Consider the following 22,939-nt stretch of genomic DNA (forward strand, 5'->3'; position numbering starts at 1 on the left):
ACTCGTCGCGGCGCCGGACTCCGCGCCCGCCGCGCGGTGCGCGCGTGGATCGGCGAGCAGGAATAGCAGGTCGCGCCGGTTCCGGGCGATATGGAACACGCTGCGTTGCGTTCCGGAACTGTTCGACTACACAGGGGTACTCTCCGGAGATGTGAGCGAATCCACGCAAGTGCGCCTAACGACCGGGACCGCCCAGGCCAAGGAACGGGCCGTGCAGGCGGCGAACGAACTCAAGTCCCGCACCGGTACCGACTCCTTCGACGCGATGGTCATCCTCGGCTCGGGATGGGCGGGCGCGGCCGACACGCTCGGCACCGCCGACATCGAGCTGGACGTGACCGATCTGCCGGGGTTCGTCGCGCCCACCGCGGCGGGCCACGGCTCCACCGTGCGCAGCGCCTGGGCGGGTGACAAGCGTGTCGCCGTGTTCAGCGGCCGCACCCACCTCTACGAGGAGCACGATCCGATGCGGATCGTCCACGCGGTGCGCACGGGCATCGCGGCCGGTGCGTCGATCGTGGTTATCACGGGAGCGGCCGGGTCGCTGCGCGCCGACTTCTCGGTGGGCCAGCCGATCGTCGTGCGCGACCACATCAACCTGACCTCGGCCTCGCCGCTGGCGGGTCCGGACTTCGTGGACCTGACCGAGGCCTACAGCCCGCGGCTGCGCTCCCTGGCCCGCGAGGTGGCCCCGTCGCTGGCCGAGGGCGTCTACGCCTCGCTGCTGGGTCCGCAGTTCCAGACCCCGGCGGAGCTGGCGATGCTGCGGGTGGCGGGTGCCGACCTGGTGGGGCGCTCGTTCGCACTGGAGACCATCGCCGCCGTGGAGATGGGCGCCGAGGTCCTCGGGCTGTCGGTGGTCAGCAACGACGCCATCGGCGCGGTCTTCGAGCCGTTCGACTCGCTCAAGGCGCTGGAGGTCATCCAGCGGCGTACGAAGCGCCTGGGCGAGCTCCTCCACGAGACGATCTCGCAGGCCTGACGCCGCCGCAGGCCGCACGGGCCGCCTTGGCACGGGGCCCCACGAGCCCGCCTGCCGCGTGCGCGCGGCGGGCATCGCCCGCGCGCCGGGCGGCGGCGCCGTGCGCCGCGCCGCACCGAACGCTCACACGAACGCCGCGCACATGTGTCCTGCGGCGCGGAGCGAGGTCCCCGCAGACCCCGTGGCGAGCCCCCGCCGCATTCTTCGGTGATGCGTCGCGCCGCCGGGTACGCGGCCGCCCGGCCACCCGGCCGGCCGTCCGCGCAGCGACACGGGTGGCGATCCGTGCCGGCGGCGCTTCCCTATTCAGTTGACCCATGCCGCCTAGTCAGCGGGACGGCGCGAATCCGCGTGGTCCACCGCACCGCCCAACGATTAGGCATGCCTTACCTAACCAGGAATCGGGGTGGTGGTCAAGCCCCGGCGCCGCGTCCGGCCGGACGCGGCGCGCGGGCCCGCGCGCCACTCAGACCAGCAACAGGACCACGGCCAGCAGGAAGACCGGCGCGCCGAGCGCCGCCAGGGCGTCGGGCGCCCAGACAGTGGTCGGCTCGTGCGGGGCGGCTCCCTCGTCCTCGGGATCGGCGGGCTCCGCCTGCCCGGGGCCGTCAGCGGCGCCGGCTGCGGCCGCGGCCCGGTTCGCCGGGTCGGCCCTGCGGCGCTCGGCCTCCTCGCGCAGCCGCCGCGCCGCCAGGTCGACGGGGCGCATCGAGCGGGGGTCGGCGCCGGTTCCGGTATCCAGGAGCGGCGCCGGGCCGTCGCCGGCCCGGCGCAGGTTCTCGCGCACCTTGGTGCGCCGGCTCTCCCGCAGCGGCCAGGAGCGGAAGACCCGCTCGCCTGCGTGGACCCGCAGCACGTCGGTCACGTCGGCCCAGGTGAACGCCGACCACGGCACGAAGGTGTCGCGCAGCGGGTTCACCAGCCGCACGCCCTCGGCGGTGGGCACCACCCGCGGCCGCAGCCACAGCACGTAGGCCACGCCTGCGGTGATCAGCAGCACCGCCCCGGCCACCAGGCTGGAGGCGCCGCTGCCGCGCAGCGCGAGGTCGAACAGCAGCAGCGCGACCACGGCGACCCAGCCCCAGCCCAGCACGCGCCCCGCGGGCGAGATCAGCGGCTTCATCCGGTGGCCCACTTCAGTTGGGCGAAGCCGGGCTTGATCCGCCCGTTGATCAGCGACAGGCGCTCGTCGAACGGCAGGAACGCGGACTTCATCGCGTTGACGGTGAACCACTGCAGGTCGTCCCAGCCGTAGCCGAACGCGGCGGAGAGCTTGGCGAACTCCTCCGACAGGGTCGTGCCGCTCTGCAGCCGGTTGTCGGTGTTGACCGTCACCCGGAACCGCAGGTCGCGCAGCATGCCGATCGGGTGCTCGGCAATGGAGGGGGCCGCGCCCGTCTGCACGTTGGAGCTGGGGCACATCTCCAGCGGGACGCGCTGGTCGCGCACGTACTGGGCCAGGCGGCCCATCTCGACTTTGCCGTCGGCGTCCGGGCGCTGCACGTCGTCGACGATGCGGACCCCGTGGCCCAGCCGGTCGGCGCCGCACCACTGCAGCGCCTCCCAGATCGACGGCAGCCCGAACGCCTCGCCGGCGTGGATGGTGAAGTGGGCGTTCTCCCGGCGCATGTACTCGAAGGCGTCCAGGTGGCGGGTCGGCGGGTGCCCGGCCTCGGCGCCGGCGATGTCGAAGCCGACAACCCCCACGTCGCGATAGCGCACCGCGAGCTCGGCGATCTCCAGGGACCGTGCGGCGTGGCGCATCGCCGTCAGCAGGGTGCCCACGATGATGGGCCGTCCCGCGGCGGCGGCGCGCTCCTGGCCGGTCCGGAACCCCTCCAGAACGGCCTCGACGACCTCGTCCAGCGACAGGCCCTGCTCCAGGTGCAGCTCGGGCGCGTAGCGCACCTCGGCGTAGACGACGCCGTCGGCGGCCAGGTCCTCGGCGCACTCGGCCGCGACCCGCTCCAGGGCCTCGCGGGTCTGCATCACCGCGACGGTGTGCGAGAACGTCTCCAGATACCGCTCCAGTGCGCCGGAGTCCGAGGCGTCGCGGAACCACGCCCCGAGCTCGGCCGCGTCGGATGCGGGCAGTCCGGTGTAGCCGGCGGCCTTTGCCAGCTCGACGACGGTCTCCGGGCGCAGCCCGCCGTCGAGGTGGTCGTGCAGCAGCACCTTGGGGGCGCGCCGGATGTCGTCCAGGGTCAACGGGTGGCTCATGGATTCAGGATGCCACCCGTCGCGGCCTGCCCGGACGCTGCGCCGCCGCGCGGCCGGTCAGCGCGGCGGGCAGGGCCCCGCGGGAGGGCCCGGGCGCCGGACGCGCCTCAAGCCAGCGCAGCGTCCTGCACCGGGTCGCCGCCGGCGGCGCGGGCGCACTCCCACAGCGCCGTCAGGGCGGTGGCCGACATCAGCTGCACGCCCACACCGATGGCGCGCTCGTCGACGTCGAAGGTGCCGCGGTGCAGGTCGGCCATCGGCGAGCCCGACTGCGGCGAGTGCGTACCCAGTCGGGCGAGGGCGCCCGGCACGTGCTCCAGATACCAGGCGAAGTCCTCACCGCCCAGGCTCTGCGGCGTGTCGGCCACGGCCCCGGGGCCCAGCGCCTGGGTGCAGGCGTCCTGCAGCATCCGCACGCTGCTGGACTCGTTGACGGTGGGCGGCACGCCGCGGCGGTAGTCCACCTCGGCGCGGGCGCCGTAGCCGGCGACCACCGAGTCGACCAGTTCGCGGATGAGGTCGGGCGCGCCGTGCCAGGCGTCGTCGTCCAGGCAGCGCACGGTCCCCTCGACGACGCCGTCGTCGGGGATGGCGTTGGGCGCCGACCCCGCGCTGACGCGGCCCCAGACGAGGCTGAACCCGGCGCGCGGGTCGACGCGGCGCGAGAGGGCGGCCGGCAGCTCGGTGACGACCTTGCCCAGCGCGTAGACCAGGTCGGAGGTCAGATGCGGCCGCGCGGTGTGCCCGCCGGCACCCGAGAGCCGCACCATCACCTGGTCGCAGGCGGCGGTGATGGCGCCGGTGCGCAGCCCTACCTGGCCGGTGAGCAGCCGCGGGTCGCAGTGCAGGGCGAAGACGCGGTCGACGCCGTCGATGCCGCCCGCCTCGATCACCTCGCGCGCACCGCCGGGCAGCTCCTCGGCGGGCTGGAACAGCAGCCGCACCCGGCCCGGCAGCGCGCCGGCCCGGGCCTGCTGGGCCAGGAACAGGCCCGTCGCCATCAGCACGGTGGTGTGCACGTCGTGGCCGCAGGCGTGGGCCGCGCCGGGCACCGTCGAGCGGTAGGGCACGTCCTTCTCGTCTGTGAGGGGGAGCGCGTCGATGTCGGCGCGCAGTGCGACGGTGGGGCCGTCGCCGGCGCCGATGTCGCAGACGAGCCCGGTCGTGTGCGGGAGGGGCTCGGGAGTGAGCCCGATTCCGCGCAGCCGATCGGCGAGCCGCTGTGTCGTGCGGTGCTCGGCGAAGGCGAGTTCGGGATGCATGTGCAGATCGCGCCGGAATTCGATGAACTCGCGCTCGTGGCGAGCCAGGAATGCGTTCAGTTGCTCCCGCAGGTCACGCCCCTGCATGGGATGGCCCCCTGTTCTTCGTCACATAGTCGGTGCCGGTGCCGCCGCCCGCCGCCTGATGTCCGGTGGCCGAGCTCGGCGCGTTCGCGGAGGGAGCCGCCGTCGGGAAGACGTCGGCGCGAAACTCCGCCACCAGTGAGTCCACGACGTCGTTCAGGGTGCCGCCCTGGTCGATGACGGCACGTTGACGCTCGTAGGACGCGCCCTTGTCGAGGATCTCCGAGACCACGTCGAGGTCGTCGGCGCACCCCAGCCGCGCCGCGACCGGTTCGAGCTCACGCAGGAGCTCGTACAGGTCGTCGCGCAGTGGCGCCGTGCGCCCTCGGTCGTCGGTGATGATCCGGGCGTCCAGGCCGTAGCGGGTGGCCCGCCATTTGTTGTCGTTGACCACCCATGTGGGCGGACTGGGAAGCCCGTAGCCGCGGTCGAGCTGCTGGTCGAACAGCCGGACGAGGCTCTGGGACAACGCGGCGGCCATGCCGACCTCGCGCAGCGTGGGAATCCCGTCGAACATCCGGATCTCGATCGTGCCGAAATCGGGATGCGGGCGGACGTCCCACCAGACTTCCTTGATACTGGATATGGTCCCCGCGCGGAGCAGGGTTTCCATATATTCCTCGAACGCCTTCCAGTGCTCAAGGCGCGGCGGCGGCCCCGCGGTGGGAAGGGCGCCGAAGATGATCGACCGGCTGGAGGCGAGCCCGGTGTCGTGGCCGCTCCAGAACGGGCTGGAGGCGGTCAGGGCCAGGAAGTGCGGAAGGTAGTTGGCGAGCGCGTTGACGATCGGGATGGCCTTCTCGCGGGAGCGCACCCCGACGTGGACGTGCACGCCGAAGGTGAGGATGCGGCGGGCCAGCCACTGCATCTCGTCGATGAGCTCGCCGTAGCGCTGGACCGGTGAGAGCGTCTGGTCGCGCCAGTCGTCCAGCGGGTGGGTGCCGGCGCACATCAGCGCGGCCTCGCGCGCCTCCAGCACCGAGCCGAGCCGCTCGATGCTGCCGGCCAGGTCGGAGCGGGCCTCCTCGACGGTCTCGCAGACGCCGGTGACGACTTCGACTGTGCACTGCATCAGCTCGTGGCGCAGGGGCGGGCTGTCCGGTGTCTCGCTGAGGTCGGGAAGCTCGCCGAGGACCTGCTGGGCCTCTTGGCGAAGGTGGCGGGTGTGCACGTCGACAAGCTGGAGCTCCCACTCCACACCGAGGGTGGAGCGCTGGGAGTCGTTGAATTCGATGGCCACGGTCAACCTCCGCACTGTCGTCCGGCCGGCTCGGGCACCGACGCTGACCGCACCTTAGGCGAGGCGTCGCCCGCTTCGGCAGTGCGTGTCATACGGGGTCCGTTCATCGGCGGTTCGGGCGGCGTTGCGTTCGGATGAGCGGCGCGCGCCCGCGACGGGCGGCGCTGCACCGGGTCGGAGCCGGACGTGGACCGGTGCCGCGCGGGGCCCGGCCGGATGCGGTCGGGGCGTGCGCCCCGCCCCCGCCGACCGGTGCGCGGCGGCCGCCCACGCGGCGCGCGCGTGCGGCGATCGGGGCGCCGACGCGCGGGTTCGCAGGCCGCGACGTCGGGCGCGCCGTTCTCCGCGCTCCATGATCACGCTACACAACAACGGGGAAGAGTAGCCCGAAGTAACCGATACGTGACCTCGACAACAGATTAGCTTTGCGAAATGTAAACAGTAACGGGCACTGAAGAACGAAATGTCGCGAACGTCCCGCCGATCAGTGGTTTCTCCCGATGAGTGGGACCCGCCGGGAACCGCTTCCGCCCGCCGCTCGACCGCGCCGCTCGGTCGCGGCCCTCAGCCGCGGCGGCGGCGCAGCCAGGCGACCACTGCCGCCGCCCCGGCGGCGAGCGCCGCCGGCAGCACCAGGTGGCGCAGCGCGCCGCCTATGCGCCTGCGGCGGTCCAGCCTGCGCGATCGCTCCATCTGCGCGCGCGTGGGGCGCGCCGGCAGCGTGGCCGCCGACGGCCCCAGGTCCTGGCGAACGGCCGTGCGGGCGGGCTCGTCGTCAGTCAGCCCGATCGGCAGCCCCGAGGGGACCGCCCCCTCGTAGGGCGGCGGCACCGGCAGCCAGGTCGCGGTCCAGGAGGCGCCCAGCAGCAGCATCCGCATGACCAGGTTGATCCACACCAGCAGTCCCACGGTCACGGCGAAGGACGCGTAGACCGGGTTGCTCAGCGTGCCGCTGATCAGCAGAGCGGCGGCGGCCTTGAGGATCTCGAAGCCGACGGCGGTCAGCAGGGCCCCCTGCCACAGCAGGCGCAGCGGGCGCCGCGTGCCCGACAGGCGGGAGAAGACCACCAGGAAGATGACCGTGTCGACGGCCACCGCGATCGCCGCCCCCAGCACGCGGGTCGCGCCCACCGCCAGCAGCGAGTCCCGCAACTGGACGAACCCCAGCAGCCAGTGCGTGGCCGCCTGGGCGACGCTGGTCAGCGCGACCGAGCCGAGCAGGCACACTCCCAGCACCGCCATCACCGCGACGTCGGTCAGCTTGGCGACGGCGAAGTTGGGGCCGTCGCCGGTGTCGTTCAGCCACACCCGGCGCAGGGCCCCGCGCACCGCGTCCACCGCGCCGACGCCGGCGTACAGCAGGCCGAGCAGGCCGATGACGCCCGCGCCGGTGCGCGCCTCGGCGATCCGGTCCACCGGCAGCCCGTCGGCCAGTCCGGGCAGCGCCTCGCGCAGCGCCTGGTCGAGGTAGTCGCGGGCGTCGGGCTCGACGGCGGCCGCCTGGCCCACCGCGGCGAAGGCGAGCGCCAGCAGCGGGAAGAACGAGAGGAAGGCGTAGTAGGTGACCCCTGCCGCCAGCCGGTTGCCCTCGCTGCCGGAGTAGCGCTCGTAGGCGCGCACGGCGTGGTCCGCGGAGGGGCGGCGCCGGCGCACCGACCAGTAGGCCTCCATGGCGAGGTTGCGGTAGCGCCGGACCCGGTCCTTCACCGCCGCCGTCGCGGCCATCGGCACCGCCCCCTCTCCTGCGCACCGCCGCTTCGGGTCCCCGCCGGGCCCGCCGGGCCCGGCGCCGCGTCAGCCTGCGCCACGCCGACCGTAGCCAACGTCCTGCCCGGCGGCGAAGTCGGCACACCCTGGCCCCGCGCGCTTCGCGGCCGGCGGTGTGACGGACGGCGACCGCATCTTCGACATTCCGAAACCAAACCGATCAAAATAAGTCATTACCGGTCCACTGGCGTCGGCAGGCGCATCATCTAGACTGATCTTGTGCGAACTCGACAGATTTTTCGATCGACCGGCCGCCTCGCTGACGGACGCGAGATCATCTACTACGACGAGTCCCCCGACACCGGGCGGGCCGCCGTCGCCGACCGCAGGCCGCTGCCGCCGTTCTCCACCGGATCCCAGCTGCGCTACGACCCCCTGCTCGACGAGTGGGTGGCCCTGGCGGCGCACCGGCAGAACCGCACGTTCCTGCCGCCGCCCGACGAGTGCCCCCTCGACCCCACGCGGGGCGACCGGCTCAGCGAGATCCCGGCGGGCGACTACGACGTCGTCGTCTTCGAGAACCGCTTCCCGTCCCTGGCACCGGCGTCCGAGGAGCCGGGCGCCGCGGACGGCGACCCGGCGCTCGCAGCCCGCCCTGGAGCCGGCCGCTGCGAGGTCGTGTGCTTCACCTCCGACCACTCGGCCTCCTTCGGCGACCTCTCACCCGAGCGCGCACGCACCGTCATCGAGGCCTGGGCCGACCGGACCGAGGCGCTCGGCGCCCGCCCCGATGTCGCCCACGTCTACCCGTTCGAGAACCGCGGGATCGAGATCGGGGTGACCCTGCAGCACCCCCACGGCCAGATCTACGGCTATCCGTTCGTGCCCCCGCGCATCCGGGCCATGACCGAGGCCGCCCGCAAGCACCGCGAGTCCACCGGCGCCAACCTCTTCGACTCCGTGGTCGCCGACGAGCGCAGCGCCCGCACCCGCGTCGTGGCCGAAGGCGAGCACTGGACCGCCTTCGTGCCCGCTGCGGCCCGCTGGCCCTACGAGGTCCGGCTGTTCCCGCTGCGGCGCGTGCCCACGCTCGCCCGGCTGGACGAGGCCCAGCGCGACGAGCTCGCCCGCATCTACCTCGACCTGCTGCGCGCCTTCGACGCCCTGTTCCCCCAGCCCGACGAGGGCACCGACCCGCCCACGCCCTACATCTCGGCCTGGCACCAGGCGCCCGTGGAGGCCGAGGGCACCCCCGACGCCGAGTTCGCGCTGCATCTGCAGTTGTTCACGCTGCGCCGAGCCCCTGGGAAACTGAAGTACCTCGCGGGGTCCGAGTCGGGCATGGCGGCGTGGATCAACGACGTCGCCCCCGAGGACGCCGCCGAGCGTATCCGCGCAGCGCTGCCCGCACGGGCGGCGGCGCGTCCCACCGAGAGCTAAGGAGCAGCCTTGAGAGTCCTGGTCACCGGAGGCGCCGGCTACATCGGCAGCGTCGTCGCCGCGCAACTGCTCGAGGCCGGACACGAGGTGTCGGTGCTCGACGACCTCTCCACCGGCCACCGCGAAGCCGTGCCCGAGAACTGCCGCTTCGTCGAGGGCGGCATCCGCGAACGCGCCTCCGAGGTCCTCGCCGACCACCGCATCGAGGCCGTCCTGCACTTCGCCGCACGCTCGGTGGTGCCCGAGTCGGTGTCCCACCCCGAGCGCTACTGGGACGGCAACGTCGGCTGCACGCTGGCCCTGCTGGACGCCATGCGCGTCCACGGCGTCGGACGGATCGTCTTCTCCTCCACCGCCGCCGTCTACGGCGAGCCCGAGTCCTCGCCGATCCCCGAGGACGCCGCGGTGCGCCCCGGCAACCCCTACGGCGCGACCAAGGCCGCCATCGACACCGCGCTGACCGAGTTCGCGCGCCTGCACGGTATCGGCGCCGTGAGCCTGCGCTACTTCAACGTGGCCGGCGCCTACGAGGGCCTGGGCGAGCGGCACGCCCCCGAGACGCACCTGATCCCGATCGTGCTGCAGGTGGCGCTGGGCCTGCGCGAGTCCGTCTCCGTCTACGGCGAGGACTACCCCACCGCCGACGGCACCTGCGTGCGCGACTACATCCACGTCGCCGACCTCGCCGAGGCCCACCTGCTCGCGCTGGCCTCCTGCCGGTCCGGCGAGCACCGCGTCTTCAACCTGGGCAACGGCACGGGCTTCACCGTGCGCCAGGTCATCGACGTCTGCCGCGAGGTCACCGGGCACCCGATCCCCGCGGTCGCCGCCGATCGCCGCCCGGGCGACCCGGCCGTCCTGGTCGCGTCCAGCCGGAGCGCGCAGCGCGACCTGGGCTGGACCCCGCAGCGGCCGGAGCTGCGCCGCATCGTCGCCGACGCCTGGGACTTCCACACCCGCACCCGGGCCGCCGAAACCGCGGCCGGCTGAGCCGCGCGACGGCGCCGGGCGGCGCCGACCCGTCAGACCAACGCAGCGGACGCGGCCGGGTGCGGCGCCCGCTCAGTCAGCGAGGAGAAGCAAGCGTGTTGGACCGCCTTCTCGCGCCGTTCCGGCGCGCAGACAGCCCCCGACCGGGTGCGGCCGAGTCCCCGGCCCCGCCCGCGGGGGCCTCCCCACAGCGGCAGGCGCAGGCCTCCGGCGGCGACGGCCCGCGGCAGGAGGCCGCCGCGGCGCAGGAGGCGGCCCGTGAGGACGCCGAGCGCCTCGTCGACACCGACGACGTCGCGGCGGCGTTCACCGAGGCCTACGGCCGCGAGCCCGTCGGCGTCTGGCGCGCGCCCGGCCGCGTCAACCTGATGGGCGAGCACACCGACTACAACGACGGCCTGGTGCTGCCGATCGCGCTGCCGTGGGGGGTCACCCTGGCGCTCGTGCCCACCGACGACGGCACGGCCGAGGTGCGCAGCGCCCAGCGGCCCGGCGAGCACGTCCGGTTCGACACCGCCGGCCTCGATCCCGAGGACCCCGTCAGCGGATGGGGCTCCTACGTCGCCGGCGTGTTCTGGGCGGCCCGCGAGGCCGGGCACCTGCCCGCCGAGGCCGGTGCGCGCATATTGATCGACTCCGACCTGCCGGTCGGCGCCTCGCTGTCCTCCTCCGCCGCGCTGGAGTGCGCGGTGCTGCTCGCGCTCGCCGATGCGCACGGGCTCGCGGACCTGGCCGCGGACCGGCCCGCGATGGCCGTCATCGCCCGCCGCGCCGAGAACGCCTACGTCGGCGCGCCCACCGGCATCCTGGACCAGAGCGCCTCGCTGCGCTGCACCGAGGGCCACGCCCTCAACCTGGACTGCCGCAGCGGCGCGGCCGGCAAGGTCCCCTTCGACCTGGAGAAGGCCGGGCTGCGGTTGCTGATCATCGACACCCGCGTCGAGCACAACCTCAGCGACACCACCGGCGGCTACGCCGCCCGTTACGAGCAGTGCACCCGCGCGGCACGGGAACTGGGCGTCGAGGCGCTGCGCGACGTCGAGGACGTGGAGTGGGCGCTGGAGCGGCTGGACGATCCCGTCCTCAAGGACCGGGTGCGCCACGTCGTCACCGAGATCCACCGGGTCAACGCGGCGGTCGGCCTGATGCGCGCGGGCGCCCTGGGCGATCTGGGCGCGGTCTTCAACGCCTCGCACATCTCCATGCGCGACCAGTTCGAGATCTCCACCCCCGAACTGGATCTCGCGGTGGAGACCGCGGTGGCCGTCGGCGCCCGCGGTGCCCGGATGACCGGCGGGGGCTTCGGAGGCAGCGCCATCGCCCTGGTGCCCGAGGACCGCCTGGACCGGGTCGGCAAGGCCGTCACCGAGGCCTTCGCCGGGCACGGCTTCCAGGCCCCGGCCCTGCGCGCGGCCCTGCCGTCGCCGGGAGCCCGCCGCCTCCGCTGAGCCGGCCCCGAGATCCCGGCGGGCCGGGAGGCCGTGCGCGGCCCCCGGCCCGCCGGGGTGAGCGCACCGGTTCGCCGCGGCTCCGCCGCGCCGGGGGCGGGCCTCCCGCCGAGAGGGTCCGCCCCCGGCTGGGGCCGCGCTCGGCGGCCCAGCGTCGTACCCGGCGCCTTTGACCTCGCCCTTAACCCGCTGCGCCGATCGTGGGGAGGGCCCCCGCGCTGCGGAGCCGCCCCTGCTGTCATACGAGGGCGCACCGGCGCGCGGTGCGGCGGGAGAACCGGAACGGTAACGGAGCGAACCTGGCTAGGCTGTGGCGAGTCCCAAGACAGCGAGGGGACGAACCAACCTCAACGGTGTATTCACAGATGGGCGACCAGAGTCATGGTTGACGGGCGACACGGGCGAGGGCGGGGCGACGCCGACCGAACGGGCGTGTTCCGCCGCAGCCCCGACGGCGGGGCCGACGAGATCGAGAAGCTCTATCGCCCGCGCGGTTCCGAGCAGCGCTCGGCCGGACGCAGCGGACCGACGCGGCGGATGCCGCCGATCGACGACGACCCGCCGCGCCGGCCCCCGGGCGGCTCCGGCCGCGGACGCGGCTACGACGGCTCGGGCAGCGCGCGGCGCAGGCGCGAGCAGCGCCGCAGGCGCCGCCGCACGATCCTGGTGCTGCTGCTGGTGGTCCTGCTCGTGCTGCCGACGGTGTTCTACTTCTGGGCCGACTCCCGGCTGCAGCGCGTGGAGGCGCTCGGCTTCGAGGGCCAGCTGGAGGACCAGCCGGGCGAGACCTACATGATCGTGGGCTCCGACAGCCGCGAGGGCCTCTCCGAGGAGCAGCAGCAGGAGTTCGGCACCGGCGACGCGGCCGGCAAGCGCACCGACACGATCATGGTCCTGTACGTGCCCGAGACGGGCAAGCCGAGCATCGTCAGCGTGCCGCGCGACTCCTACGTGAACATCCCCGGTGTCGGCGAGAACAAGATCAACGCCGCCTTCGCCGAGGCGCTCGGCGGCGGACCGACCCGGCTCGTGCAGACCTTCGAGCAGGCCAGCGGCGTGCGCATCGACCACTACGTCGAGATCGGGTTCTCCGGGTTCGTGGGGATCGTCGACGCCGTGGGCGGCGTCGAGATGTGCCCCGAAGAGGCCATGCAGGACCCCAAGGCCGACCTCGACATCGAGGCCGGCTGCCAGACGATGGACGGCAAGACCGCCCTGGGCTACGTGCGCACGCGCGCGACCGCGCGCGCCGACCTGGACCGCATCCAGCGCCAGCGCGAGTTCTTCAGCGCGCTGGTGTCCAAGGCGACCTCGCCCGGCACCCTGCTCAACCCGTTCCGGTCGGTGCCGCTGGTGACCGAGGGCACCGACACCTTCGTCGTCGACCAGGACGACCACCTGATCGACCTGGCGAGCATGGCGCTGGCGATGCGCGAGAACCCCGCGACCACGGCGGTGCCGGTCGGCTCGACGCCCACGATCGCGGGGGCGGGCTCGGTCGTGCTGTGGGACGAGGCGCGCTCGGCCGAGATGTTCGAGGCCATGCAGGCCGGTGAGCCCATTCCGGAAAGCGCCATGCAGGAGTAGGCCGCTGCGGGCCCCGTGCGACCGGCGGGGCCCGGGACCCGCCCCGCCCTGCGCGATCCCGGCAGGAGGCGCCTCCAGGCCGCGGGTAGGGCAGAGAAAAGGGCCCGTCGCCTGGCGACGGGCCCTTTCCCTGACGTTCCGCACCGCGCGCGCCTACCCCCCAGCGGGCGCACGGCCGGCACGTCGGCCTCGAATGTTTCGGAAGCTGCCCGCGGATTCATCCCGTGAGCAGACAACTCTAAGATAGGGCAATATTCGCGAAACACGCGAATCGCGGAAGAGTGGCGTATACCGCATTACCGGTAGCGATAACCGAGTGTGTCCGCCCGGCACCCCTGCGCCGACACCGCCGTTCGCCGACCGCACCGGGCCCGCGCCGGCCTGCCGCGTCCGCGCGCGCCTCCCCGGCACGGACGCCGGGCGGGCACACACGAGGGCCGTCCCGCCCGCCGGGCGGCGGTCGGGACGGCCCTTCGACCGATGCGGGGCGAAACTCAGGCCAGGCGCTTCTGCAGGTTCTCGTCGAGCACGGCGAGGAACTCCTCGGTGGTGAGGAAGCCCTGGTCGCCGCCGATGAGCAGCGCGAGGTCCTTGGTCATCTGCCCGCCCTCGACGGTGGAGACCACGACCTGCTCCAGGGTGTTGGCGAACTCCACGACCGCGGGGGTGTTGTCGAGCTTGCCGCGGTGCTCCAGGCCCCGGGTCCAGGCGAAGATCGAGGCGATGGGGTTGGTGGAGGTGGGCTTGCCCTCCTGGTGCTGGCGGAAGTGCCGGGTCACCGTACCGTGGGCGGCCTCGGCCTCCACGGTGCGGCCGTCGGCCGTGCGCAGCACCGAGGTCATCAGGCCCAGCGAGCCGAAGCCCTGCGCGACCGTGTCGGACTGCACGTCGCCGTCGTAGTTCTTGCAGGCCCAGACGTAGCCGCCCTCCCACTTCAGCGCGGCGGCGACCATGTCGTCGATCAGCCGGTGCTCGTAGGTCAGGCCGGCGGCCTCGAAGCGGTCCTTGAACTCGTTCTCGAAGATCTCGGCGAACACGTCCTTGAACATGCCGTCGTAGGCCTTGAGGATCGTGTTCTTGGTGGACATGTAGACCGGGTAGCCGCGGTCCAGCCCGTAGTTGAAGCTGGCGCGCGCGAAGTCCTCGATGGACTTGCGGTAGTTGTACATGCCCATGGCCACGCCGCCGCCCTCGGGGAACTTCGCGACCTCCAGCTCGATGGGCTCGCCGCCGTCCTCGGGGGTGTAGCTGATGGTGACCGTGCCGGGGCCGGGCACCTTGAAGTCGCTGGCCTTGTACTGGTCGCCGTGGGCGTGGCGGCCGATGATGATCGGCTTGGTCCAGCTGGGCACCAGCCGCGGCACGTTCTCGCAGACGATGGGCTCGCGGAACACGACGCCGCCGAGGATGTTGCGGATCGTGCCGTTGGGCGAGCGCCACATCTTCTTGAGGCCGAACTCCTCGACGCGGGCCTCGTCGGGGGTGATCGTGGCGCACTTGACGCCGACCCCGTGCTCCCTGATGGCGTTGGCGGCGTCGACGGTGACCTGGTCGTCGGTGCGGTCGCGCTCCTCGATGCCCAGGTCGTAGTACTTCAGGTCGATGTCCAGGTACGGCAGGATGAGCCGGTCCTTGATGAAGGACCAGATGATGCGGGTCATCTCGTCGCCGTCGAGCTCCACTACCGGGTTGGCGACCTTGATCTTGGCCATGGGGTGGCTGTCCCTTCGTTTCGGCTAGCCGTCATGTGGCTGGAGGCCGCACCGGGGCACACCGGCCGCGCCGCGGCGGGGGCGGCGCGGGGCCGCGCTCGACCGCGGGGAGGCCGGTGTGTCCGCGACACGCCTCATGAGCTCGCCGCCAGGCCGCCGGCCGCCCCGTGGCCGGGTTCCGGGTGGGAGACGACCCCACCGGTGGTCAGCGGGCGGCGGCCAAGTCGATCGAACGTTTGCGGTATCTCGATATCAAGCTTATTAGACGCCTACTGGGACAGTTGCGGCGCTACCCAGGCGAGCACGATCAGCAGCACCGCGAGCCCGGTCAGGGTGATGATGTCGACCCACCGGCTGCGCACCGCGAGCATCCCGAGCTTCTCCCGAGGCAGCAGGGTGCGAAACACCGCGGCCATCATCAGGGCGCCGGCGATCAGTGCGGGGCCGCGCTTGAAGTGGGCGGCAGCCACGATCACGATCCCCGCGGACATGGTGGACAGCACCAGGAAATAGGGCACCTGCGACAACCAGCCGGGTGCTTCGTCGCCGACTCCGGACTCCCGGCCCTCGGGAGCGGGATCGGGCTCCTCGTCTGGCCGGTGCGATTTGGCAGCTACCGCTTCCTCCACCGTGTTCTGGCTCACTGTCAACCCCACGCTAGCGCACGCTTCTCACCGGACCGCTCGGCGCCGGGAGGCGCCCCGGCCCGATCCGGCCGTGCGCGCCGGAACGGCCGCGGGCTCGCGCGGATCCGGCCCCGCAGCGCCGATCGTCCGCGCGCCCGGCCGCGCCGCCGGCCGAGGACGCCCACAGTTTAGTGACGCCCGCCGCCGCCCCGTGCACGGCGCGACGGAATCGGCCTCTCTTGTTTTGAATTCTTCCCGGCCCGATATCCGGACAACGCCGTAAACCTACCGCGATAGCTGTCTAACTCCCGAGTAAGAGCGTAGAACCAACAGCGCCCGGGTAACCCGTGAAGAGATGAGTGCCACGGCGAGCGAGGACCACCCCCTATGAACCCCACTCAGCCAGCTACGACCAGCCGACACAGCCAAGCAGCAAGGCACCCGTCCGCGCCCCGCCGTGCACTCCCTCATCGGCCGCGCCCCACACTGGGAGGAACAACCGTGGACGGGCCCTATATGCGGGTCGAGGAGAACGGGGACGTACAGCCGTTGAAATCCGAGGTCACCACGGTCGGACGCGGAGAGGGGGCCGACATCCGCCTCAGCGATCCCAGCGTGTCGCAACTGCACGCCGAGCTGGTGCGCCGCGGCCCCTACGTCTACGTGGTCGACCTCGGCCTTTCCCGCAACGGCACCCGGGTCAACGGCCGCCCCATAGCGCGCAGGGTCCTCGAAGAGGGCGATGTCCTGAGCTTCGGAAGCGCGCGCTGCAAGATCGGCGGCCTGCCCAGGGAGGAACTCAACCCCGATGTCGAGGTGCGCAGGGGAACCGCACCCGAACTCACCCGGAGGGAGCTCGACGTCCTTACGTCGCTCTGCCGCCCCGCTCTCTCCGACGAAGCCTTCGTCTCCCCCGCGACCGCCCGCGAGATCGCCGAGGACCTGGTCGTGACAGAAGCTGCCGTCAAGCAGCATCTCCTCCGCCTGTACCAGAAGTTCCGGGTCCCCGAGGGGGCCAACCGCCGCACCCGTCTGGCCAACGAGGTCGTCGCACTGGGCCTGGTGCGCCCGATGCCCGTCCTCGACCGCGAACGCAAGGCCAGCTGATCCCGAGGGGCCCGCCGAACGGGCCGCCGCTGCGGCCCGCCGTCGTCCGGGCCCCTCGAACGGGCCGCCGCCGGAGCCCACCGGCCCCGGCGGTGCGGCACGCCCTCAAGCCGCCCCGCGGCCGGCTAGCCCGCCAGGCGCTCGGCGGCCTCCACCACGTTCACCAGCAGCATCGCGCGGGTCATCGGACCCACGCCGCCCGGGTTGGGCGATACGCAGCCCGCCACCTCGCGCACGTCCTGCGCCACGTCGCCGCGCAGCCCGTCGTCCGTGCGGGTGACACCCACGTCCAGCACCGCCGCGCCGGGCTTGACCATGTCCCCGGCGATGATCCCGGGAACACCCGCACCGGCGACGACGATGTCGGCACGGCGCGTGTGCTCGGCCAAATCGCGTGTTCCGGTGTGGCACAGGGTCACCGTCGCGTTCTCGCTCCGGCGCGTCAGCAGCAGCCCCAGCGGCCGGCCCACGGTCACACCGCGGCCCACCACGACGACCTCGGCGCCCTTGAGCGGCACGTCGTAGCGCGTCAGCAGCTCGACGATCCCGCGCGGGGTGCACGGCAGCGGAGCCTCCTCCATCAGCACGAGCTTGCCCAGGTTGACCGGCTGGAGGCCGTCGGCGTCCTTTCCCGGGTCGATCATGCCCAGCACGCGGTTCTCGTCCAGCCCGCGCGGCAGCGGCAGCTGCACGATGTAGCCCGTGCAGGCGGGGTCGGCGTTGAGGTCGGCGACCACGCCCTCCACCTGCTGCTGGGTGGCCTCGGCGGGCAGGTCGCGGCGGATGCTCTCGATGCCGACCTCGGCGCAGTCGCGGTGCTTGCCGCCCACGTAGGAGCGGCTGCCGGGGTCGTCGCCGACCAGGACCGTGCCCAGCCCGGGCACGACCCCCTTGGCGCGCAGGGCGGCCACCCGGTCCACCAGCTCCGCCCGGATCGCCGCTGCGGTGGCCTTGCCGTCGAGAATCTCTGCGCTCATCTGCGTCTCGTCCCTTCCCTGGGTGCGTCCCCCGGGCGCGCCGGCTCGCGCCGCCCGCCCGATGATCAGTGGTAGAAGTGCCGGGTCCCGGTCGCGTACATCGTGATGCCCGCCGCCTCGGCCGCGGCCACCACGGCCTCGTCGCGCACCGAGCCGCCCGGCTGGACGACCGCCCGCACACCGGCCCCCGTCAGCACCTCCAGGCCGTCGGGGAAGGGGAAGAACGCGTCGCTGGCCGCCACGGAGCCGCTCACCCGGTCGCCGGCCCGCTCCACCGCAAGGCGCGCGGCGTCGACGCGGTTCACCTGGCCCATGCCCACGCCCACGGTCGCGCGGTCGGCCGCCAGCAGGATCGCGTTGGACTTCACCGCGCGCGCCGCACGCCAGGCGAACGCCAGGTCGGCCAGCACCGCCGCGTCGGCCGCCGGCCCCGCCATCAGCTGCCAGGAGGCGGGGTCGTCGCCGGGCGCGTCGACCAGGTCGACCGACTGCCGCAGGCTGCCGCCGCTGATCGGGCGCTCCTCGGAGCGGGCCGCCCGGTCCGGCGGCGTGACGACCAGCAGCCGGATGTTCTTCTTGCGTGTAAGGATCTCGACCGCGCCGGGCTCGTACTCCGGAGCCACCAGCACCTCGGTGAAGATCTCGGCCACCTGCTCGGCCAGCGCCACGCTCACCGGCCGGTTGGTGGCGATGACCCCGCCGAACGCCGACGTCGGGTCGCAGGCGTGCGCCTTGCGGTGGGCCTCGGCGATGTCGGCGCCCACCGCGATGCCGCAGGGGTTGGCGTGCTTGATGACCGCCGCGCACGGATCGGCGAAGTCGTGGGCGGCGCGCAGCGCGGCGTCGGCGTCGACGTAGTTGTTGTACGACATCTCCTTGCCGTGCAGCTGCTCGGCGCCCGCCAGCCCTGGCCCGCCGTCGCCCTCGCCCCGGTACAGCGCCGCCCGCTGGTGCGGGTTCTCGCCGTAGCGCAGGGTGGTGCAGCGGTAGCCCACGGAGGCGTAGAAGTCGGGCCAGCCGGTCTCGGCCGCGACCTCGTCGGGCGCGTAGGCCGTGGCGAACCAGCTGGAGACCGCGGCGTCGTAGGCGGCCGTGTGCGCGAACGCCTGCGCGGCCAGCCGCTTGCGCTGCTCCAGGTCGAAGCCGCCCGCCTGAACGGCCTCGATGACCTCGTCGTAGCGGGAGGGGTCGACTACCACCGCGACGGAGCTGTGGTTCTTACCGGCGGCGCGGATCATCGCCGGGCCGCCGATGTCGATCTTCTCGATGCACTCGCCGAGGGACGCGCCCGCCGACACCGTCTCCTGGAACGGGTAGAGGTTGGAGACCAGCAGGTCGAAGGTGCCGATGTCCAGCTCCTCCAGCGTCGCGCGGTGCGCGGCGTTGGACCGGTCGGCCAGCAGCCCCGCGTGCACCCGCGGATGCAGCGTCTTGACCCTGCCGTCCAGCACCTCGGGAAACCCGGTGACGTCCTCGACCGCTGTCACGGGCACGTCCACCTCGGCCAGCCGCGCCGCCGTGGAGCCGGTGGACACGATCTCCACCCCGGCCTCGGCGAGCCCGTAGGCCAGCTCTTCCAGTCCGGTCTTGTCGTAGACGCTGATCAAAGCGCGCCGAATGGCCTGCTGGCTCACCGGTTCTCCTCTGCGACGTATGCGGTTGACGGTGACTGCTGCGCGCCGGTGCCGCCCAGGCGCACGTGCCGGCCCGAAACGGTCCAGCCCTCGCGCGCCAGGCGGCCGACCACGTCGACGAGCATGCGCCGCTCGACCGCCTGGATGCGCTCGTGCAGCGACGCGGCGTCGTCCCCGGGCTCCACCCGCACGGCGGACTGCTCGATCACCGGGCCGGTGTCGACGCCGGAGTCGACGACGTGCACGGTGGCGCCGGTGATCTTGACGCCGTAGGCGAGGGCGTCGCGGACCGCGTGGGCGCCGGGGAAGGCCGGCAGCAGCGCCGGGTGGACGTTGACGACCGTGTGCCGCTCCAGCACCTCGGCGCCGAGAATGCGCATGAAGCCCGCCGAGACCACCAGGTCGGGCCGGCAGGCGTCCAGCCGCTCGCTGAGCGCGGCGTTCCAGTCGCCGCGGTCGCCGTAGTCGGCGAAGGGCACGGTGAAGGTGTCGACGCCCGCTTCGTGCGCCCGGACCAGGCCCACGGCCTCGCGGCGGTCCGCGCCCACCGCCACGATCGCGGCGCCGTAGGAGGGATCGGCCGCGGCGTCCAGCAATGCGGCCATGTTGCTTCCCGCGCCTGAGATGAGAACGACAACTCGCGCCGACAGAGTGCTTCCTCCTCATGGGGATACGGTGCGGGAGCGCCCCTGCCCGGGCTCGCCGCGCGTCGGCGGGTCCGCCCGGCCTGCGGGTATGCGGGCGTCCGCGAGCGGGCGCAGCACTCCGCAGACGGCAGCCGACGTGTGCACGGCTCCCCCGCCCGCGCTGTCAGCCTATCTCGCCAGGTAGCGTCTACTCCACGGGACCCCGTCGGGGCGGGCGCCCGGTAGTGCACCGGCGCCGACCGAGGCCGGACCCGTCTGAGACCGACCGCCGCCAGGCACAGTCCGCGAGGAGCCTCTGTGAGCGATGACCAGCCCCAGCCGCGCAGCGACGGGCAGCAACCCACCGTCGAACGAGGCGGGCTGTGGGGACTCCTCCTCTCCGCGGCCGGGCTGGTCCTGCCGCCCTACGGCATCGTGCTCTCCGCGCTGGGCATCTTCCAGGGCCGGCGGGCGCGCCGCGCGGCCCGCGAGAAGAACGCGACGGCGCCGGGCGCGCTGCTGAGCATGGTCATGGGCTGGGTCGGCGTGACGCTCTCGGGGTTGATGATCATCGGATACGCGCTGGTCTGGGACCAGTACCAGGCCTACTCGGCCTGCTCCGCGCGGGCGCTGACCCACAGCTCCCAGGAGCAGTGCGACCAGGAGTTCCGCAAGGCGGTCTCGGAGAAGACCGGCGTCCCGATGGAGCAGCTTCCCGAGGTGGGGGCCTAGCCGACCGGTGTTCGAGGGGTCGCTGTGCTACTGCGGCCAACGTGCCGGGACATCACACCCGGTCCGGGCCGCGGTGCCGGTCCGGGGCGCCGGGGCCGCGCGCCGCATCCCCGCCGGTGGTGTCACCGCCCTCCCGAGCGCCGGGCACCTCACCGCCGGCCTCGTAGGTGATCCCGTAGAAGTCCTCGCCGTCGTCCTCCTCCGCGGCGCGGCGGCGGGGCAGGCGCGGCCGGGGCAGCGCGGAAACAGCCGCACGCACGCGGCGGCGCCGCGGCACCGCCGACCGGTCCCCGTCCTGGTGCCGGGGCGCAGCGGTGCGGGCCGCTCCGGACCGGCGCTTGCGCTGGACGGCCTCGTCGCCGGCGGGCGCGGCTTCGGGCTCGGCCTCATCCGCATCGGCGGGCGCCGGCTCCGCGGCGTAGCGCCGGTAGTAGCGCCAGTTGGCCACCCAGGCGGTGATGGCCGCCGCGAGCCCGACCTCCAGCGCCGTGATCAGTCCGACCTGCCAGGCCGAGGGCCCCACGTCCGCCAGCCGTTCGGCGCCCAGCGGCCCGCCCGCAGCCACGGACAGGGCGGCGCACGACAGCCCCGTGGTCACGCCGCAGACGAAGCCCCACAACGGGGCCGACTCGCTGACCACAGCGGGCGCGCTGCGCTGGGTCAGCACACCTCCCAGACCGCCGGCCGCGAACGGCACGGCCAGCGCAGCAAGCGACAGCACCGGCGCGGGCCCGTCGTCGGGCAGCGCCGCGAGCATGGGGAACACCGGCAGCGCGCCCACGGAGACACCGGTCGGCGCGACGATCGTGCCCGCGCCCACCGCGAACCCGGGGCCGACGGCGTAGGCCAGGCCGAATACGACGGCGTTGGGCACGTACAGCAGTTGGATGAGCAGCAGCAGTACGCCGCCGACCACGCCGGGCCCCAGGTCGCGGGTGGTGGAGACCGCGTCGCCGAAACCGGCGGCGAGCCCGACGACGAACAGCAGCGCGCCGGTGGCGAGCAGGGTCCCGGTGGCGCTGACCGTGCCCACCAGCAGCGACCGCGGGCGGTCGGGCATCAGCTCCAACAAGCGGCGCTTGGCGATGCCCTTGTCGCGCAGCAACTGGAACAGCACACCGGCGCCGCCGGCGACGAAGGCCAAAACGAACCCGGCGATGAGCGCCTGCACCATGCTGGGGCTGACCGCCTCGGTCTGGCCGATCAGCGCGAGCGTTCCCGCGATCGCCGCGTACGGTCCGGCGATGGCCAGCGCCGCCCGGAACAGGTGGCGAAGCCGCGGCAGCTCGCAGGTGCGCGCCAGCCGGCGGCCCGCGCGGTACAGCAGCAGGCCCGGTAGAACGACCAGGCCCAGCGGAAGCATCGCCACGTCGCCGCCGGGGATGGCGAACCCCACGTGGTGGCCCACCAGCCACGCCTGAACCGCCGTGACCAGCACCTCGCCGATGTCCTCGCCGAACGTGCCGTGCGGCGCGGCGACCCAGCCTGCGACGGTGAGAGTCATCAGCACGGCGAGCCCGATGCCGGCGGACGCGGCCGCCGCCAGCCCGCCGGCCGCGTAGAGGGGGCGGATCTGGTCGCCCGCGAAGAGGCCCCCGCCCGCGCCGCCGGAGCCGCCGCCCGTGCCGGAGGACCCGCGGCGGGGGCGGTCACCGCCGCGGTTCGGGGAAGGACGTGCGGGCGCGCTCACCCGACCCATGCTGCCAGCCCTGCCCCGATCCGCGCCCTTCCCCGCCGGGCGTGTCGCACCCCCGCACCCAGGGCGCGTGTGCTAGGAGTGCAACGACAGCTTGCGGGGCTGCTGTCGCGCACGGCAGGTAGCCGTGGGGACCCGCTCCAGCCTCGAACCTTGAGGATTACCCGACTTCCTCGCCCGATTCGCCTACCGCTTCCTCGCGTGAAGTCCCGCGCCGCCGAGCCACCGCCTGCCTGTGCGGACTCCTCAGTGAACTCGAACGCAAAAGGCCGGCCCCTGGCCGGGACGGTCGCCGAACGCGGACCCGAGCGCCTGCAGCGCCTGCAGCGCCTGCTCACCGCCTACCCCCGGGACACCGACGGGCTGCGCGACGACAACCACGCCATGGTCGCCGAGACCGTCGGCCCTCCCCGGCCTCGTGCGAGCAGCGCCGGGCCCCATCGCAACGCCCCGCGCCGGCAGCGGCGCTTCGCGCCTCCGGGCACGGGCGCGCTTCTGCGCGCCTGTCGGCGCGAGCGGACCGGCCGTGCGCGGCCGAGGCCGCCGCCCCGGTCGGCGGGCGCCCTGGGGAACGAGGAACGGGTCGGCCCCGCCACCGGTGGGGATGGCGGGGCCGACCCGTCTGCGGCGCGGTGGGCGCGCCGCCCTTCTCCGTCTACCCGGCGGCAGCGGGCGAGCCGGTCAGAACAGCTCGCGGGTCAGGCGCGCGGTTTCGCTGGGGGTTTTGCCGACCTTGACGCCAGCCGCCTCCAACGCCTCCTTCTTCGCCTGCGCCGTGCCCGCCGACCCCGACACGATCGCCCCCGCATGCCCCATCGTCTTACCCTCCGGCGCGGTGAACCCCGCCACATACCCCACCACCGGCTTCG

The 22,939-nt window shown here is 73.4% G+C and carries 18 protein-coding genes and 1 pseudogene; 7 read left to right on the forward strand and 12 right to left on the reverse strand.

What is annotated here, in order from left to right; translation table 11 throughout:
* The first annotated feature begins 151 nt into the window (after window positions 1-151).
* Window positions 152-982, forward strand: a complete 831-nt coding sequence (locus ABD284_RS17205; protein ID WP_344144592.1) for a purine-nucleoside phosphorylase — start codon at window positions 152-154, stop codon at window positions 980-982.
* Window positions 983-1,448: 466 nt separating this feature from the next.
* Here ABD284_RS17205 and ABD284_RS17210 read toward each other — a convergent pair whose 3' ends face one another.
* The 5 genes from ABD284_RS17210 to ABD284_RS17230 form a co-directional block, all read right to left on the reverse strand.
* Complete coding sequence (locus ABD284_RS17210) at window positions 1,449-2,105, reverse strand: PH domain-containing protein (RefSeq protein ID WP_344144593.1); 657 nt, start codon at window positions 2,103-2,105, stop codon at window positions 1,449-1,451.
* Complete coding sequence (locus ABD284_RS17215; RefSeq protein ID WP_344144595.1) at window positions 2,102-3,202, reverse strand: adenosine deaminase; 1,101 nt, start codon at window positions 3,200-3,202, stop codon at window positions 2,102-2,104. The genes ABD284_RS17210 and ABD284_RS17215 overlap by 4 nt, the downstream gene beginning before the upstream one ends.
* Window positions 3,203-3,309: 107 nt before the next feature.
* Complete coding sequence (locus tag ABD284_RS17220) at window positions 3,310-4,551, reverse strand: M20 family metallopeptidase (RefSeq protein WP_344144596.1); 1,242 nt, start codon at window positions 4,549-4,551, stop codon at window positions 3,310-3,312.
* On the reverse strand, window positions 4,538-5,788 hold the full coding sequence (locus ABD284_RS17225) for a glutamate--cysteine ligase (RefSeq protein ID WP_344144597.1): 1,251 nt from the start codon (window positions 5,786-5,788) through the stop codon (window positions 4,538-4,540). The genes ABD284_RS17220 and ABD284_RS17225 overlap by 14 nt, the downstream gene beginning before the upstream one ends.
* Window positions 5,789-6,352: 564 nt before the next feature.
* A complete protein-coding gene (locus tag ABD284_RS17230) occupies window positions 6,353-7,513 on the reverse strand; it encodes a YihY/virulence factor BrkB family protein (protein WP_344144642.1) in 1,161 nt (386 codons plus the stop codon).
* Window positions 7,514-7,789: 276 nt separating this feature from the next.
* On the opposite strand from ABD284_RS17230, the gene galT reads away from it, so the two are divergent.
* From galT to ABD284_RS17250, 4 genes are all read left to right on the forward strand, one after another.
* Window positions 7,790-8,935 carry a galactose-1-phosphate uridylyltransferase gene (galT, locus tag ABD284_RS17235; RefSeq protein ID WP_344144644.1) on the forward strand — a complete coding sequence of 382 codons (1,146 nt, stop codon included), beginning with the start codon at window positions 7,790-7,792 and terminating at the stop codon, window positions 8,933-8,935.
* A gap of 9 nt (window positions 8,936-8,944) precedes the next feature.
* The gene (gene galE / locus ABD284_RS17240; RefSeq protein WP_344144598.1) at window positions 8,945-9,925 is read left to right on the forward strand and encodes a UDP-glucose 4-epimerase GalE; all 981 of its coding nucleotides are present in this window, start codon (window positions 8,945-8,947) and stop codon (window positions 9,923-9,925) included.
* Window positions 9,926-10,020: 95 nt separating this feature from the next.
* Window positions 10,021-11,373: a galactokinase gene (gene galK / locus ABD284_RS17245; protein ID WP_344144600.1), complete on the forward strand. Its 1,353-nt coding sequence runs from the start codon at window positions 10,021-10,023 to the stop codon at window positions 11,371-11,373.
* A gap of 381 nt (window positions 11,374-11,754) precedes the next feature.
* Window positions 11,755-12,960, forward strand: coding sequence for an LCP family protein (locus ABD284_RS17250; protein ID WP_344144602.1), 1,206 nt, complete (start codon window positions 11,755-11,757; stop codon window positions 12,958-12,960).
* Between the two features lie 494 nt (window positions 12,961-13,454).
* On the opposite strand, the gene ABD284_RS17255 is transcribed toward ABD284_RS17250, so the two are convergent.
* Together ABD284_RS17255 and ABD284_RS17260 are read right to left on the reverse strand one after the other, a co-directional pair.
* Entirely contained in the window at window positions 13,455-14,672 is a 1,218-nt protein-coding gene (locus ABD284_RS17255) for an NADP-dependent isocitrate dehydrogenase (RefSeq protein ID WP_344144604.1), read from the reverse strand.
* 269 nt (window positions 14,673-14,941) lie between these two features.
* The gene (locus ABD284_RS17260) at window positions 14,942-15,328 is read right to left on the reverse strand and encodes a DUF3017 domain-containing protein (RefSeq protein ID WP_344144606.1); all 387 of its coding nucleotides are present in this window, start codon (window positions 15,326-15,328) and stop codon (window positions 14,942-14,944) included.
* A gap of 471 nt (window positions 15,329-15,799) precedes the next feature.
* Between ABD284_RS17260 and ABD284_RS17265 the strand changes: the two genes are divergently transcribed.
* Window positions 15,800-16,405: an FHA domain-containing protein gene (locus ABD284_RS17265; RefSeq protein ID WP_311547105.1), complete on the forward strand. Its 606-nt coding sequence runs from the start codon at window positions 15,800-15,802 to the stop codon at window positions 16,403-16,405.
* 125 nt (window positions 16,406-16,530) lie between these two features.
* Here ABD284_RS17265 and ABD284_RS17270 read toward each other — a convergent pair whose 3' ends face one another.
* From ABD284_RS17270 to purN, 3 genes are all read right to left on the reverse strand, one after another.
* Window positions 16,531-17,382 (reverse strand): bifunctional methylenetetrahydrofolate dehydrogenase/methenyltetrahydrofolate cyclohydrolase, encoded by an 852-nt coding sequence (locus ABD284_RS17270; protein ID WP_344144607.1) that lies wholly within the window; start codon window positions 17,380-17,382, stop codon window positions 16,531-16,533.
* A 65-nt stretch (window positions 17,383-17,447) separates the two neighbouring features.
* Window positions 17,448-19,016: a bifunctional phosphoribosylaminoimidazolecarboxamide formyltransferase/IMP cyclohydrolase gene (purH, locus tag ABD284_RS17275; protein ID WP_344144608.1), complete on the reverse strand. Its 1,569-nt coding sequence runs from the start codon at window positions 19,014-19,016 to the stop codon at window positions 17,448-17,450.
* Window positions 19,013-19,666, reverse strand: coding sequence for a phosphoribosylglycinamide formyltransferase (purN, locus tag ABD284_RS17280; protein ID WP_344144646.1), 654 nt, complete (start codon window positions 19,664-19,666; stop codon window positions 19,013-19,015). Before purN ends, purH begins: the two co-directional genes overlap by 4 nt.
* Window positions 19,667-19,960: 294 nt before the next feature.
* Here purN and ABD284_RS17285 point away from each other — a divergent pair, with 294 nt between their 5' ends.
* Complete coding sequence (locus tag ABD284_RS17285; protein WP_344144610.1) at window positions 19,961-20,374, forward strand: DUF4190 domain-containing protein; 414 nt, start codon at window positions 19,961-19,963, stop codon at window positions 20,372-20,374.
* A 52-nt stretch (window positions 20,375-20,426) separates the two neighbouring features.
* Here ABD284_RS17285 and ABD284_RS17290 read toward each other — a convergent pair whose 3' ends face one another.
* Both ABD284_RS17290 and ABD284_RS17295 read right to left on the reverse strand, forming a co-directional pair.
* The gene (locus tag ABD284_RS17290) at window positions 20,427-22,073 is read right to left on the reverse strand and encodes a cell division protein PerM (protein WP_386698959.1); all 1,647 of its coding nucleotides are present in this window, start codon (window positions 22,071-22,073) and stop codon (window positions 20,427-20,429) included.
* Window positions 22,074-22,751: 678 nt separating this feature from the next.
* Window positions 22,752-22,939: pseudogene (locus ABD284_RS17295) on the reverse strand (succinate--CoA ligase subunit alpha); the annotation flags it as partial.

The sequence above is a fragment of the Streptomonospora arabica genome, assembly GCF_039531585.1.
GTDB lineage: Bacteria > Actinomycetota > Actinomycetes > Streptosporangiales > Streptosporangiaceae > Streptomonospora > Streptomonospora halophila.